Below are 14,602 nucleotides of genomic sequence, written 5' to 3' on the forward strand. Positions count from 1 at the left end.
TGTGAAGGGCTCACCGCCGTCGGGCGGTGGGCCCTTCGTCACATCCGGGCGAGGGTGAAGGGGCGGATTCCGGTCCGGCGGGCGGCCCGGGCGAACGTGGTGCGGATGCGGTCGGCCACGGTCGGCGGGTCGGTGAGGTCGGTCCAGGAGATCCAGCAGTGCTCGACGGGTTGCGGTCCGTCGGGATCGGCGGCGATCGGCTCGGGGAGTGGTTCTTCGGTGGAAGGCTCGAATTCCTCGCACCAGAAGGGAAACCGCGGCTCGAACTCGACGACGGTGCGCTCGTCGGGGAACCACAGGCTTTCGGCTGCGGAGCTGTCGGGATCGGCTGGTTCGGTGTCCGGGGGCGGCGATGGGCTCGGAGCCGGGAGCCCCGCGTCGGCGAGGATGAAGCGCAGCCGGGACTCCGCGATCGAGGCCGATCCGGTGAGCCGGCCGAGAACCTGCAGGGCACGTCTGCTGCCGTGATCGAGATTGTTCACCGCGTGGTTCAGCCTGCGCCGGTCGACGAGTCCGGCATACATCGCGGCGTCGGCGAGCACGACCGCCGGCTCCACTGGTGCGGTCGCGGCCACCTCGGCGATCGCGCGGGCCGGTGAGACCAGACGCAGCTTGTTCCACAGTTGGAGGCCGGGTCCCACTGGGTCGCGGATGTGCCGGTGGACGCCACGCTGCCGGCCGGAGCGACCGTCCGGCGCGGTCACGTGGACGCGCGTCAGGTCGAGACCCCAGACGGGGAGGGCATGCAGCGCTGCGGCCGACTGGTGGCTCGCGAACACGTTGGGCCCACTGGTCCGGAGGACGTGGTGGATCCGGCGCAGGTGGACAACCTCGTCGGTGACGAGCATCAGGGAACGATGGGCGGCATAGGTGCCCCGCCGGATCCGGCGCCAGGAGCCGGAGTCGAGCAGGGAGTCGATATCAGCGTCGGGGTAACCACAGGCACGCGCGTCGGCCCGGGTGAACACGCCACCCCGGATCGACGCCATCACGGCAAGCTGAGGATTCATGCCCGAGAAAGTGCCGCGATCCGGCCGTCCAGGAGCCGGCGATTTCAGATCTGTGGAGAACTCCGGGCATAAAAAAGGCCCGTCATGTGTCTATGACGAGCTCCGCGCGGGTTGGTACCCAGGGTTGCCAGAGGAGGGGCATGTCGGCCTCGGACGGGGTGCGGTTGCCTTTGCGCTCGTTGCACGAGGCGTGGGCGGCGACCGCGTTCAGCCACTCGGTGCGGCCGCCCCTGGACCTGGGTTGGACGTGGTCCATGGTGTCGGCGTTCTCCAGGCCGCAGTACGCGCACCGGAACTTGTCCCGCCGCAGGACGCCGTGCTTGCTGTACTTCATCCGGCCGGCGGCGTAGCGCCAGTGGGTCACCACATACCGGACCAGGCGGAGGACTCGGGGGACCGGGAACGGGCCGATGGTTCGCTCTCCGTGCGCCTCTTCCACCACTGCGACCTCACGAACCAGCATCCGGATGGCGTGCTGGATCGATACAGTGTGCAGCGGTTCGTACGACGCGTTCAGGACGATGACGCTCATCCGGTGCCTCCTTCCGGCCGTAGCTGGGAACCACGGCGGTTGACGCAGGGTCTCAAGCATCCGTGGCCGCCGGGTGAACGGTCAACGGATTTCGCCAGACGGTCACGTGCCGGTACGGATGCGTGATCGGCGAAGATGTGCTTATGGAATTGAACAATCTGCTGTCCGGTCCACCCGAGACACTACTACCGGTCGACCCGGCCGCGGCGGAACTCGCCGACGGGGCCGCTCCCGCGGACGTGGCCGCGAAGTACCCGACGTCGTCGCTCGCCTGGGCCGTGCTGGCCGAGGGGGCGCTGGCGGACGGGCGCACGATCGAGGGGTACGCCTACGCGCGGACCGGCTACCACCGCGCGCTGGACCTGCTCCGGCGGAACGGCTGGAAGGGCCACGGCCCGGTTCCGTGGGAGCACGAGCCGAACCGCGGGTTCCTGCGCGCGCTGGCTGCGCTCGGGAAGGCCGCGGCGCTCATCGACGAGAAGGACGAGGCCGAGCGCTGCGTCACGTTCCTGCGGGACTCGTCGCCGACCGCCGCCGACGTGCTGGGCTGAAACCTGCTTGTGGGGTTGGTTGTCCGGCGGAATGATCTGCCGGGTGACCAGCCCTTACGCACAGGACGGATTCGGCGTCGGGTTCGACTGGGGACCGGTCGGAGCTGAGGTCGTTGCCGGGGACATCGTCGCGGTCGTCGACGTGCTGTCGTTCACGACAGCGGTGACGGTGGCGGCAGATCTCGGCATCGACGTGTACCCGTACCGGTGGCGTGACGAGGCGGCGGTCGCGTACGCCGAGCAGAACAGCGCGACACTCGCGGTCGGGCGGTCAGCGGCCGGGCCGGACGATGTCAGCCTGTCGCCGATGTCGATCAGGCGCGTGACGGGAATCACCAAGCTGGTCCTCCCATCACCCAACGGTTCGACGATCTCGCAACAGCTCAGTGACACCGGCGCGACGGTGATCGCCGTGTCGCTGCGTAACCGGACCGCGGCCGCCGAGTGGGTGACGAAGCAGCTCACCGAGCGCCCGACGGCGAAGGTCGTGGCGATCGCGGCGGGCGAGCGCTGGACGGACGGCTCGCTCAGACCGGCGGTCGAGGATCTCTGGGGCGCAGGCGGCTTCCTGAGCGCCCTGCAGCGCGACGACCTGTCGCCGGAGGCGAGGGCGGCGGCAGCGGCGTACGAGGCGGTCGCGGACGAGCTGCCACGGATGCTGCACGAGTGCGCCGGCGGCCGCGAGCTCACGCAGTACGGATTTCCGGAGGACGTCGCGATCGCGGCGGAGGTCGACGAGAGCCGCAGCGTGCCGGTGCTCCGGGACGGTAGACTCTTCCGGTCAACCTGAAGCTTTCGAGGTTTCTGCCCGTTGACAGTGCCGGCAGGCGGCGAGCGTCCCCGCTTCTTGCCGAACATGGACGGTTCTAGGCGGACGGACAGACCGGTGAAGCTGGACGCCCACGGTCGGGTCCCCGCCCCATCGGGCAGCGGAAGGTCACCCGTGCCGGCTCTCACCGGACGGATCGACGCGCCCACCAACACCTACGCAGAGGTACTGCGTACTCCTGGCGCGTGGAAGTTCTATCTCGCAGCGGCCCCGGCCCGGATCGGGATCGCGATGACCGGTCTCGGCATCGTCTGGCTGGTCCACGGATCGACCGGCTCGTACGCCGCGGCCGGTAGCGTCACCGGCGGCTTCGCCGTCGCCGAGGCGGTCGCCGGGCCGCAGGTCGCCCGGCTCATCGACCGTTTCGGTCAGACCCGCATGTTGCCGGTCACGCTGCTCGCCCACGCGGCGGCGGTCGCGCTCCTGATCGTCCTGACACTGTCGGGTGCACCGCTCGCGGCCTTGATCGCGGCTGGAGTGCTGGCCGGCGGTTCGCTGCCGCAGGTCAGTGCGCAAACCGGTGCGCGGTGGTCCCATGCGCTCCGGGACACGCCACTCCTGGCGACGGCGTTCGCACTGGAGTCGCTCAGCGTCGGCGTCGCCTTCATGGTCGGCCCGGTGCTGATCGGCCTGGTGAGCTCGTCCTCTGGTCCGGCGACCGGCTCTACCCTCGCGGCCGGTCTGCTGTTGGCAGGCGGCTTCCTGCTCGCAGCACAACGCGGTACGGCGCCACCGCCGACCGCACGTGGTGGGCACAGCAGCTCGAAACGCCTGCTGCACAAGCGATTCGTAGGCCTGGTGGGTACGAACATCGGCATCGGACTGTTCTTCGGCAGCATGCAGGTCTCGGTCACTGCGTTCGCGGTCTCGCGCGGTACGCCGGGCCTGGCCGGGCCGCTCTACAGCATCACCAGCCTGGTGAGCCTCTTCGCCGGACTCGTGTACGGCGCCAGGCGTTGGCGGATCGCTCCGGAGACGCAGTTCGTCATCGCCTTCGTCTGGCTGTCGCTCAGCTGCCTGCCCTTGATCGCGGCGCACGGTCCGCTGATGACTGCTGTCGCGCTGGCGCTCCCGGGCCTCGCGATCGCGCCGTTCCAGACGTTGTCGGCGGTGCTGACCGAGTCGACCGTCGACTCCGCTGTCCTGACCCAGGCCTTCACCTGGCTCAACTCGGGCGGCGCGGCAGGGATCGCGCTGGGCTCCGCCTTCGCGGGCTGGGTCGTCGACGGCCACAGCACCCAGTACGGCTTCGCTGTCGCGCTGGCTGCGGCGCTGACCGCAACGATGATGGCGGTCGCGGTGAAGTTCAGCGATAGGTGATCTGCCGCTCGGCCGCGGCACGCGATGCGTACTCGGCCGGCGTGAGCCCGATCTGCTGTTTGAACTCGTTGGAGAAGTGGGCCTGGTCGAAGTAGCCGAGCGATGCGGACAGCTCCGCGAGCTCGGCGACTTCGCCCTCGGCCAGCAGCTCCGCGCCGTCGTGCAGCCGGTAGCGCCGGAGCACCCATTTCGGGCCGACACCGACGTACCGGCGGAACAGCCGCTGCAGCGTGCGGATCGGTACGTCGAAGCGCTCGGTGATCTCGTCCACGCGGGCCAGCGTGCGATCCGCGGCCATCGTGGTGACGATCTCCCGGACCAGCTCGTACGACGGATCGGGCGGCGCCAGGTGGTCACGCAGGAACGCCTCGAACACCGCACGCCGCCGGACGTCGGACTCGGCCTCGAACATCAGGTCCGCGAGCCGGTCGCCGTCCGGGAACACCGCTGTCAGCGGCAGCACCTCGTCGCGGAACGAGCCGACGTCGAGCCCGGTGATCGCGCCGAAGCCGCCGGCCCAGAACTTCACACCGAACGCGCGCCCCCGCCCGCGCAGCTCCCGCTCGAACTTGCGGGTGCAGACGCCGTGCACGAACGCGCCACCCGGCTGCTCGAACGTCACGTTCACACTCGGGAACGGCAGCACCTCGGCCGTGTACGGCTCGTCCAGGTCCCACTCGACGATCCAGTACCACTCCACGAAGCGCCCGGCCTCGGGCCCTGGCGCGAGCCGGCTGAGCGAGCGGTGCCGGGCCTGCTCCCGCGGATGCAGGATGCCCTTCTCGCTGTCGGATGGCTGGGTCACAGGGGGCTGTCGCTTTCTTCCAAGACCGTTCGGCGGGCGGCGGATTGACTGTGTGTCATGACGACGAACACGGTAAACCCCATCCCCGACGGTTATCACTCGCTGACCCCGTACCTCGCGGTGCCGGACGGGCCGAAGGCGATCGAGTTCTACCGTGAGGTGTTCGGGGCCGAGGTGGTCAGCCGGCAGGACATGCCGGACGGGCGGGTCGGACAGGCCGAGCTCAAGTTCGGCAACTCGATGCTGCAGCTCAGCGACCAGATGCCGCAGATCGGGCTGCGGGCGCCGAACGGCGAGTGGGTGCACTCGTCGCTGGTGCACTACGTGCCGGACGTGGACGCGACGTACGCGAAGGCGATCGAGGCCGGCGCCACATCGGTCGAGCCGGTGCAGACCTTCATGACCGGTGACCGGTTCGGCACCGTGATCGACCCGTTCGGGCACCGGTGGGCGATCCTCACGAAGGTCGAGGACGTCTCGCGCGAAGAGGCGGACCGGCGGGTGAAGGAGTGGCTGGCCGGCAACCCGGAGGGCCTGGAGTAAAAGAGGAAGCGGCCCGCCGGAACCGTCCCCTGCGGCAGTTTCGGCGGGCCGCTGACTAAGAGTGTGCACGCGATCACGCAACTTGGCAACCCGTCACCTGATGAAACAGAGACTTGAAACGATCGATTAGGGGTTGTGGACAGGCCCGAAACGAGTGCGCCGGTGTCCGGTAGGCTTTGGTCGCAAGAGCCTGGATGCGTCGCCGGATGAATGTCCGGTGAACGTCTCCGGGCTTCACCGTTTCCAGCGCGGGCCGCCACGGGGTGTGAGGCCGGCGCGTGAAAGAGGAGGGCTGAGATGCCCGCAATCGTGCTCGTCGGCGCCCAGTGGGGCGATGAGGGCAAGGGTAAAGCGACCGATCTGCTCGGTAACACGGGCGAGGTCATCGACTACGTGGTCAAGTTCAACGGCGGCAACAACGCCGGGCACACGGTGGTGATCGGGTCCGAGAAGTACGCGCTGCACCTGCTTCCGAGCGGCATCCTGACACCGGGTGTGACCCCGGTGATCGGCAACGGGGTCGTGGTCGATCTCGGCGTGCTGTTCGAGGAGCTCGAGGCGCTGCAGGCGCGCGGGCTGGACACGTCGCGCCTGGTGGTGAGCGCGAGCGCGCACGTGATCCCGCCGTACAACCGGACGCTCGACAAGGTCACCGAGCGCTTCCTGGGCAGCCGCCGGATCGGGACGACGGGCCGCGGTATCGGCCCGACGTACGCCGACAAGATGAACCGGATCGGCATCCGGATCCAGGACCTGTACGACGAGAAGATCCTCGAGCAGAAGGTCACCGGCGCGCTGGAGCAGAAGAACCAGCTGCTGGTGAAGGTGTACAACCGGCGCGCGGTCGAGATCCGCGAGGTCCTCGACGAGCTGCTCGGGTACGCCGACCGGCTGAAGCCGATGGTCGCCGACACCAGCCTGCTGCTGAACAAGGCTCTCGACGACGGTAAGACCGTGCTGATGGAGGCGGGTCAGGCCACGCTGCTCGACGTCGACCACGGCACGTACCCGTTCGTCACCTCCTCGAACGCGATCTCCGCCGGCGCCTGCACCGGCACCGGCATCCCGCCGACCCGGATCGACCGCGTGATCGCGGTCGTGAAGGCGTACACCACGCGGGTCGGCGAGGGCCCGTTCCCGACCGAGCTGCTGGACGCCGACGGTGAGTGGCTGCGGACCCAGGGCGGCGAGTTCGGTGTCACCACCGGTCGCCCGCGCCGCTGCGGGTGGTACGACTCGGTCATCGCCCGGTACGCCGCGCGCGTGAACGGCGTGTCCGACTTCGTCCTCACCAAGGTGGACACCCTGACCGGCCGCGAGCGGATCCCGGTCTGCGTCGCCTACGACGTGAACGGCGTCCGGCACGACGAGATGCCGATGACCCAGACCGACTTCCACCACGCGACGCCGATCTACGAGGAGTTCGACGGCTGGTCGGACGACATCTCGGGCTGCCGCACGTTCGACGAGCTGCCCAAGGAGGCGCAGACATACGTCCGCGCCGTCGAGTCGCTCAGCGGCGCCCGGATCTCCGCCATCGGCGTGGGCCCGGAGCGCAGCCAGATCATCCAGCTCTGAGACGAGCCGAAGGCCTCCCCGTCGTCAGTTGCCGATGATGGGGAGGTCCCGGATGAACGGGGCGTTCCGCAGGTCTCCGAAGGTCGGACGCTCGATGTTCGGCGTCTGGATCGGCGAACGCGCCCAGTCGGCGCCGGCGCCCTGTGTCGCCTGGTAGAACGTGAGGCCGCCGATGGCCAGCAGGACGACGGCGACGAGTGCGGACAGCCAGTGCGGCCGGAAGATGTTGCGTGCCGTGATGTGAGCGCCGCGGCGCAACGAGCTACCGCCCGGCCCCCACCAGCAGCAGAACAAAGCGGTCAGGGCCGCACTCGCGAACCCGACGGCGGACAGCGGCTGCCAGTCGAGCCCGTACGTCGAGGCGGCGACGCCGGTGACGATGCCGCCGACAACCGCCGCTGTCAGCAGCGGGAGGATCAAGCAGGGCAGTGTGATCAGGGCTGCGATGGCGAGCTGCAGCGGGCTGGCGGCAAACGCGACCACACCGTCCGACCGTCCGGACCGGCCGCGGACCTGACGGCGCCGCATCAGCGCCGTGCTCGAGCGGTCGACCGTCCGGGCCAGCACCAGCAACAGGATCGCGACGACTGTGCCGAGTCCTGGCGTCAGAGCGACGAGCCCGGTCAGCGCGAGCATGAAGCCGACGATGACCGCCGTGCGGCGACCGGTCGGCGGGGCCTTGACGGGCTTCTCCGGATGCGCCGGCTGCACCGGGACCGGATGCGCAGGCTGAGAAGGCTGCACCGGCTGCTGGTAGGGCGCACCAGCTTGGTACGGCGCGGGCACATAAGAAGCCGGACCGTACGGCTGCACAGGCGGCGCCTCCGCGACAGGCTTCTTCGCGGCGGCGTCCCGGATCTTGTCCCGGATCGGAGTGAACGCCGACAGCGGCGGAATCACCGGCGGAACCAGTTGCGCCACCTCGGTCGGCGTCGGCCCTGCCGGCACCGCGGCCGCAGGCTCCTCCGTCGGCATGAGCTTGGTCACCAGCCTGGTCGGCGCTACGGCGGCCACGGTCGGCGTTTCACGCGGCGGGAGCGCGTCGCGTCCCTCGGCGTACCGGTTGAGGCCGGTCATGACCTCTTGCTGCGTCGGCCGGTCGGCCTTGTTCGGTGAGAGCGCCGCGGCGAGCAACGGCTTCAGCCGCGGGTCCAGCCCGTCCAGATCGGCCTGGCCGGAATGCACCCGGGCCAGCACGGCCTCGAACGGTCCCTTGCCGAACGGGCGACGCCCGGTCGCGGCGAACGCGACCGTGGCCGCCCAGCCCCACCAGTCGGCGGACTCCGACACCATCTCGCCCTCGATGAGCTCAGGCGCCAGGTAGCCCGGCGTACCGATCACCAGACCGGTCTGGGTGAGTCGCAGGTCGTCGGCGGCCTGGGCGATGCCGAAGTCGATCATCACCGGCTTGCCGTTGCACATCATCACGTTGCCGGGCTTGAGGTCGCGGTGGATCACCCCGACCGCGTGGATCGCCTGCAGCGACTCGGCCAGGCACCCGGCCAGCGGCAGCCACTTGCGCGGCGTCAGCGGCCCGCGCTCGTCCACCTGTTCGTCCAGCGGCCGGCCAGGGACGAAGCGGGTCACCAGGTAGGGCTGCTCGCCCTCCAGGTCATGGTCGAGGATGCCGGCCACACCAGGGTGGTTCACCTTCTGCAGCGTGGTCGCCTCACGCTGCAGCCGTGCGCGGGCGATCGGGTCGTGGGCAACATGCGGCCGCAGGACCTTCAGCGCGACCTCTTGGTGCTCGGCGCCCTCGGCGAGGTACACGACGCCCATGCCACCCTGTCCGAGCCGCCGGATCAACCGGTAAGGCCCGACCCGCTCTTCCACCTCCTCCTCGCTGGTGGAAGGCGGTCCCCCTGTGACTGACATGCCATCTACGGTACGTCGGCATCAGACCAATCAGGTGATCGGCAGCGTGAAGGTCAGCAGACCCGCGCCGACGGCGTTCGTGATCCACGGTCCGGCACGCAGATGGGCCTGGTAGGTGAGGCTGGTCGCTCCGGTTGGCGGACCTGACAACTGGAGGACCAGCTGACCCGACTGGTAGGCGACCGACGTCACCGTGACCGCCGCGCCGTCCACCCGGAAGTCAGCAGCGACGCCGTCCTCCACACTGAGCGGGTCGGTGGACCGGAGCTGGACGACCAGCTGTGAGCCGCTGGCCGTGACAGTGCGCGGGTTCGGCGGAGCCACACCGGCCGACGGCCCGCCGTACAGGTCGCGCGCGAGGACGGCGTACGTGTGGTCGCCCATGTCGCGATACCCGCCGGCGTAGGCGTAGTGGCACCCGTCATGACCGGACAGGCCCGTGGTCGACAGCACGGTGACGCCGAGGGTGTCACCCATCTCGCGCTGTGCCTCGCGGAGGTTGGTGCTCGTCGAGTTGCCGCACGGCGACGTACGCACTTGGTAGACGTAGTACTTCGGCATCGGGCCGAAGTCGGTGCGCCAGTCCTGGAGGAGCGCCGTGAAGCCGCTGACGTGCACCGCCGCGTTGTCGTTGTCGGACTCGCCCTGGTACCAGAGCACGCCGCGGATGTGGCCGATGACTCCTGCGGCCAGCAGGCGCTGCCGAAGCCGGCCGTAGTTGGTGGTGATGTCGTCCGGGTTCGCGTCGTTGCGCTGGAAGAAGCTGATCGGCTGCCCGCCGTGCGCTCCGTTGATCAGTGCGATCGGAACCTTGTACTTGTCGACGAGCTGCCGACCCATCCGGATCGCCCACTGACCGACCGAGCCGGACTGCCGCGACACGTCGCCGGTCGCGTAGTTCCAGACCCGGTCCGCCGCGGAGATCGACGGATCGGAGACGGGGCTGCCGAAACTCCGCAGGTACGGCGATTCCTCGCCGCCCGCGGCGCCGTTGTACATCGACGCCTCGGCGTTGGACTGCCCGTGCACGACGTAAACGTCACCGGCCACGATGCCTTCACGCCGGGCGACGACCCGGCCAAGGGCCTTCAGCTCGAACGTGTACTCGCGCAGTCCGGCCTTGATCCGCGGGGTGAAGCGGAAATCCCTGGACGCGGAGGTGTAAACCTCGGTCTCACCGTTGCTGGTCACCGTCAGCTGCACGCTCTTGACGCGCGGATCCGTCATGCGTCCGGCAACGGGCACAGTCGCGCGATTGTTGGCGTCACGCGGTACCAGCTGCCGGTCCTGAGGAGCCTGAGTGAGGCTGACGAGTGACTTGCGAACGTACGCCGTCAGCCGGCGCTGTGTGTACTGCGCCGCGTTGCCGGCGAACGTCCAGTCCGGGTCAGCTGTCGGCCGCGCACCGATGCCGAGCGACAGCAGGCTGGTGTCCGACTGGGTGAAGGTGTTGATCGCGAACACCAGCTTCGCGGGCACGCTCGACGGTCGCGTCGCGCCTACCTGCGACACCTGGAACGAGCCGTAGCCGAGCGGCGTGGTCGGGCTGTCGTCGGCGTCGTACGTCGTGGCCGATCCGTTGGCGACCTGGGCGCCGGCCGTCTTCGCGTACTGGTTCGGCCACATCTCCAGGTAGCCCGACTGGCCGGTGCCCTGGGTCACGCCGGGCACGTTGGAGCTCACGTCGAGATCGCCGACGCGCTGGCGCACGATCTCGCCCGGCCTGGTCGGCAGGCCGATCCGCCGGGCGTCGGCGCTGAACGGTTCCATCGCGGTCCACACCCACTGCGGGCCGTCCGGCCCGTTCAGCTCCAGGCAGTACCCGACGCGGTCGAAGCCGGTGCCGATCTCCGCGGTCCGGTCGAGGCTGTACGGCGGGGTGGTGTTCAGGTAGTTGGCCCGTTCGGGCAGATCGAGCTGCAGCACCGGTGTGAAGCCGGCGGATGCCGCATCGCAGCCGGTGGCTGCTGCGGCCTGGGTTGGAGCGCCGGTGAAAGTAGCGCCGGTGACAGTGAGGCCGGCGAACAGTGGGAGCAGGGCAACAGCGGCAGCACGTCGCATGGGAGGACCTCCGGGGCGGCGGGGGTGTCTCCACCAGATGTAGCTGCTCGGTCACCCCGAGTGCGAGCGGTAAGCGCTCAGCGGTCCGAACCGTGCGCCGAGAGGTGCCGGCCACGACGAACCGCGGTGCGTGGACCGAGCTGGAGGCGTTCGGCGCCGAGCTGAAGACCAACCGGGTCGTCGACGACGGCACGCTCGTCACCGCGGGCGGCATCACCTCGGGGATCGACCTGGCGCTGCACATCGTCGAGCGTGAACTCAGCGCCGACGTCGCGGACGGCATCGCGGGTGTCATGGAGTACACCCGCGACCGCGACGTCTTTGTGTCAGCGGGCCAGCTCGGGATACACGGCGGTCAGGTCCAGCGCCGTGGCGGCCTTGGCGCCGCGGGCCGTCTCGTCGGCGAGGACCTCGAACGCGCCGGACTCGATGCCGTCGAGCGCGTGCTTGGCGATGTCCTCGGGGCGCGACTTCGGCGCGGTCACGGCGGTCACCATGTCGGTGTCGACGTAGCCCATGTGCAGGCCGGTCACGCCGATGCCGCGGTCCAGCAGTTCGAGACGGATCGCGTTGGTCTGCAGCCAGAACGCGGCCTTGGTCGCGGAGTACGCGCCGTGCCGGGCGACCCACGACAGGGCCGAGTGAGCGTTCAGGATGTGGCCGCCGCCGTTGCGCTCGATGATCGGGACGAACGCGCGGGTGAGCTGCAGCGGGCCGAAGAAGTTCGCGTCGAAGACCGCCCGGACGTCCTCGATCGAGGCATCGAGGTAGCTGTTCGGCGAGCTCGCGCCGGCGTTGTTGATCAGCACCGTGACGTCCGGTGCGGCCGCGGCGAGCGCGTCGATCGAGGCCTGGTCGGTGACCTCGAGCGGCAGCGGCACGACCCGCGGGTCGGTGCTCGGCCGCGGGCTGCGGGCGGTCGCGTAAACCTTGGCCGCGCCACGGGTGAGCAGGTCGTCGACGATTGCCTTGCCGATCCCGCGCTGCCCGCCGGTGACGAGGACGACGGCGCCTTCGAGTGTGGTCATGAGAACTCCTGAGAGAGCTGGAAACCGATCTGTTTCAGCCACCGTAAACCGATCAGTTTCCGAATTCAAATCGAGCCGGTACGCTTCAGTGCATGAGTACTTCGGCGACACCCCGCGAGCGGCTGCTGGACGCCGCGGGGGAACTCTTCTACCGCGACGGCGTCAACATCGGCGTGGATGCGCTGTGCAAGGCGGCCGGGGTGTCGAAGAAGTCGATGTACCAGTTGTTCCGGTCGAAGGACGAGCTGATCGCGGAGAGCCTGGCCAGCCGCGGACCGGCGTACCAGGCGCTGTTGCAGCCGGGGCCGGAGGACGATCGGTCGCCGCGGGAGCGGATCCTGGCCGTGTTCGAGCGGCAGGACGACATGGTTGCTGGCGGCAATTACCTCGGGTGCCCGTACGTGAGTACGGCGGTGGAGCTGAAGAACCCCGAGCACCCAGGGTCGGTGGTCGCGCGGCACTTCAAGCAGCAGCTCACCGACTTCTTCCACCGCGAGCTGGTGAAGGCCGGCGCGGAGGATCCGGCGACGCTGGCGGTCCAGCTCACGATGATCTTCGACGGCGCCGCCGCCCGCGCGGTCGTCCGTGCCCAGCCGCTGAACGGTATCGGCGCGGTCACCGCCGCTGCCCTCCTGGAGGCCGCCGGCCTGCACGCCGCGGAACTCGCCTTCCGGTGAGCGCACAGGTGAGCGGTTCGGCAGAGATCCCGGCGGTGTTCCACGACCTGCTGTCGTCGAAAGCGGTCGCGATGGTGGGCACGATCGGCCGGTCCGGTGAGCCGCAGGTGACGCCGTTGTGGTTCCTCTGGGACGGCGAGCGGGTCCGCATCAGCCTCGTCGACGGGCGCCAGAAACTGCGGAACCTGCGGCGCGACCCGCGGATCTCGCTGGTGGTCGTCGACCCGGCGCGGCCGACGTACTACGTCGAGCTGCGCGGCCGGATCGACGACCTGGTCCCGGATCCGGAGCTGGCCCTGGAGCAGGCGGTCGCCCGCAAGTACACCGGCGGCTGGTCGGACGTCGAGCCGCCGGGGACGACGCGGTACACGACGAGCGTGATCGTCGACCGGATCACCAGCCAGCTCGGTCACTAGCGGGACACGAACGCCCTTTGTTCCATGGGAAATGGGACAGAAATGCTCTGTGTTCCAGAAGAAGTTCCGGTACCGGCGGGGTCTTGACCCGGCTGCCGGGCGTCGTGAAACTGCCGTGGAAACCGCTGTCCTACCGCCCCCGAAGACAGGACACCGCCCATGCGAAAGATGCCCTTCGTCCTGGCCGCGGCTTGTGCCGCGCTGGTTGCCGGGACCCTCACGACTCCGGCTGTCGCCTCCTCCCAAGCCGTCGACGCCCCGGCCGTGTTCACGCACCCGGGTGTTGGGTCGAGTCAAGCCCAGCTCGACTTCGTCCGCGCCAAGGTGCAGGCCGGCGCGCAGCCGTGGACCGACGCCTTCAACCAGGCCAAGAACAGCGCGTACGCGTCTCTGTCCCGGACGCCGAAACCCCGCGCGGTCGTCGAATGCGGTCCGTACTCGAACCCGAACTACGGCTGCACCGACGAGCGTGAGGACGCCATCGCGGCGTACACCGACGCACTGCTCTGGTACCTCACTCGCGACGACCGATACGCCCAGAAGTCGATCCAGCTGATGGATGCGTGGTCCGCGACCATCCAGGACCACACCAACAGCAACGCGCCGCTGCAGACCGCCTGGTCGGCGTCGTCGTGGCCGAAGGCCGCGGAGATCATCAAGCACGTGTACGGCAACTGGCCGAACGCCGGCCGGTTCGCCACGATGCTCCGCAACGTGTACGTCCCGGAGATCATCAACGGCTCGAACTCCAACGGGAACTGGGAGCTGAGCATGACCGAGGCCCTGCAGGGCATCGGGGTGTTCCTCGAGGACAAGGCGATCTACGACAAGGCGATCGCGCTGTACCGGCTGCGCGTCCCGGCGTACGTCTATCTGGAGTCCGACGGCGCGTTGCCGAAGACGGTGCCGAGCCAGAACCTCAACACCCGCGACAAGATCGTCAGCTACTGGCAGGGCCAGGGGACGTTCGTGACAGGCTTGACTCAGGAGACCTGCCGCGACTTCACCCACACCGGCTACGGCATCTCGTCGATCTCACACGTGCTGGAAACCGCGCGGATCCAGGGCATCGACATGTACCCGGAGTTCGGCGAGCGGCTGCGACAGGCCCTCGGCTTCCAGTCCAAGTGGGAGCGCAACCTGGAGCCGGTGCCGTCGTGGCTGTGCAACGGGACGCTGCACCGCGGCCTCGGTCCGATCACCGAGGTCGGCTACAACGCCCTGCATACGCGTCTCGGCATCGCGATGACGAACACCCAGGCGCTGACCGAGTCCCGCCGTCCGGCCGGCTCCAACAACCTGTTCGTCGCGTGGGAGACGCTGACTCACGCGGAGAACCCGTCCTAGCTGGTCTTCCGGGAGGGTTGGAACTCTGCC

At 69.1% G+C, this 14,602-nt stretch carries 15 protein-coding genes; 8 read left to right on the forward strand and 7 right to left on the reverse strand.

The features are described 5' to 3' along the window. Positions 1 to 38: 38 nt before the first annotated feature. Both AB0I12_RS19210 and AB0I12_RS19215 read right to left on the reverse strand, forming a co-directional pair. A complete protein-coding gene (locus AB0I12_RS19210; protein WP_359931165.1) occupies positions 39 to 1,010 on the reverse strand; it encodes a type IV toxin-antitoxin system AbiEi family antitoxin domain-containing protein in 972 nt (323 codons plus the stop codon). An 82-nt stretch (positions 1,011 to 1,092) separates the two neighbouring features. After that, positions 1,093 to 1,542, reverse strand: coding sequence for an HNH endonuclease (locus tag AB0I12_RS19215; RefSeq protein WP_355484837.1), 450 nt, complete (start codon positions 1,540 to 1,542; stop codon positions 1,093 to 1,095). Positions 1,543 to 1,685: 143 nt separating this feature from the next. Here AB0I12_RS19215 and AB0I12_RS19220 point away from each other — a divergent pair, with 143 nt between their 5' ends. From AB0I12_RS19220 to AB0I12_RS19230, 3 genes are all read left to right on the forward strand, one after another. After that, complete coding sequence (locus AB0I12_RS19220) at positions 1,686 to 2,093, forward strand: DUF3151 domain-containing protein (protein WP_359931169.1); 408 nt, start codon at positions 1,686 to 1,688, stop codon at positions 2,091 to 2,093. A 43-nt stretch (positions 2,094 to 2,136) separates the two neighbouring features. Beyond that, entirely contained in the window at positions 2,137 to 2,883 is a 747-nt protein-coding gene (locus AB0I12_RS19225; protein WP_359931172.1) for a 2-phosphosulfolactate phosphatase, read from the forward strand. A 153-nt stretch (positions 2,884 to 3,036) separates the two neighbouring features. Further along, complete coding sequence (locus tag AB0I12_RS19230) at positions 3,037 to 4,242, forward strand: MFS transporter (RefSeq protein WP_359931175.1); 1,206 nt, start codon at positions 3,037 to 3,039, stop codon at positions 4,240 to 4,242. On the opposite strand, the gene AB0I12_RS19235 is transcribed toward AB0I12_RS19230, so the two are convergent. Beyond that, positions 4,229 to 5,047 carry a helix-turn-helix domain-containing protein gene (locus tag AB0I12_RS19235; protein ID WP_359931178.1) on the reverse strand — a complete coding sequence of 273 codons (819 nt, stop codon included), beginning with the start codon at positions 5,045 to 5,047 and terminating at the stop codon, positions 4,229 to 4,231. The two genes, AB0I12_RS19230 and AB0I12_RS19235, sit on opposite strands and share 14 nt — an antisense overlap. Before the next feature lie 57 nt (positions 5,048 to 5,104). Between AB0I12_RS19235 and AB0I12_RS19240 the strand changes: the two genes are divergently transcribed. Both AB0I12_RS19240 and AB0I12_RS19245 read left to right on the forward strand, forming a co-directional pair. Next, complete coding sequence (locus AB0I12_RS19240; RefSeq protein ID WP_359931181.1) at positions 5,105 to 5,590, forward strand: VOC family protein; 486 nt, start codon at positions 5,105 to 5,107, stop codon at positions 5,588 to 5,590. 297 nt (positions 5,591 to 5,887) lie between these two features. Continuing rightward, a complete protein-coding gene (locus AB0I12_RS19245; protein WP_355695268.1) occupies positions 5,888 to 7,168 on the forward strand; it encodes an adenylosuccinate synthase in 1,281 nt (426 codons plus the stop codon). A gap of 24 nt (positions 7,169 to 7,192) precedes the next feature. Here AB0I12_RS19245 and AB0I12_RS19250 read toward each other — a convergent pair whose 3' ends face one another. The 4 genes from AB0I12_RS19250 to AB0I12_RS19265 all read right to left on the reverse strand — a co-directional run bounded on the left by AB0I12_RS19250 (position 7,193) and on the right by AB0I12_RS19265 (position 12,132). Then, positions 7,193 to 9,043 (reverse strand): protein kinase, encoded by a 1,851-nt coding sequence (locus AB0I12_RS19250; protein ID WP_359931185.1) that lies wholly within the window; start codon positions 9,041 to 9,043, stop codon positions 7,193 to 7,195. Positions 9,044 to 9,073: 30 nt separating this feature from the next. After that, positions 9,074 to 11,104 carry a sialate O-acetylesterase gene (locus tag AB0I12_RS19255; protein WP_359931188.1) on the reverse strand — a complete coding sequence of 677 codons (2,031 nt, stop codon included), beginning with the start codon at positions 11,102 to 11,104 and terminating at the stop codon, positions 9,074 to 9,076. A gap of 77 nt (positions 11,105 to 11,181) precedes the next feature. Then, entirely contained in the window at positions 11,182 to 11,346 is a 165-nt protein-coding gene (locus AB0I12_RS19260; protein WP_359931191.1) for a hypothetical protein, read from the reverse strand. Between the two features lie 84 nt (positions 11,347 to 11,430). Continuing rightward, positions 11,431 to 12,132, reverse strand: a complete 702-nt coding sequence (locus tag AB0I12_RS19265) for an SDR family oxidoreductase (protein WP_359931194.1) — start codon at positions 12,130 to 12,132, stop codon at positions 11,431 to 11,433. 92 nt (positions 12,133 to 12,224) lie between these two features. On the opposite strand from AB0I12_RS19265, the gene AB0I12_RS19270 reads away from it, so the two are divergent. The 3 genes from AB0I12_RS19270 to AB0I12_RS19280 all read left to right on the forward strand — a co-directional run bounded on the left by AB0I12_RS19270 (position 12,225) and on the right by AB0I12_RS19280 (position 14,572). Next, complete coding sequence (locus AB0I12_RS19270) at positions 12,225 to 12,809, forward strand: TetR/AcrR family transcriptional regulator (protein WP_355695260.1); 585 nt, start codon at positions 12,225 to 12,227, stop codon at positions 12,807 to 12,809. Between the two features lie 8 nt (positions 12,810 to 12,817). After that, on the forward strand, positions 12,818 to 13,225 hold the full coding sequence (locus AB0I12_RS19275) for a PPOX class F420-dependent oxidoreductase (protein ID WP_359931199.1): 408 nt from the start codon (positions 12,818 to 12,820) through the stop codon (positions 13,223 to 13,225). Positions 13,226 to 13,384: 159 nt separating this feature from the next. Beyond that, positions 13,385 to 14,572: an alginate lyase family protein gene (locus AB0I12_RS19280; protein WP_359931202.1), complete on the forward strand. Its 1,188-nt coding sequence runs from the start codon at positions 13,385 to 13,387 to the stop codon at positions 14,570 to 14,572. Positions 14,573 to 14,602: the final 30 nt, after the last annotated feature.

The organism is Kribbella sp. NPDC050459, assembly GCF_040655315.1.
Taxonomy (GTDB): Bacteria; Actinomycetota; Actinomycetes; order Propionibacteriales; family Kribbellaceae; genus Kribbella.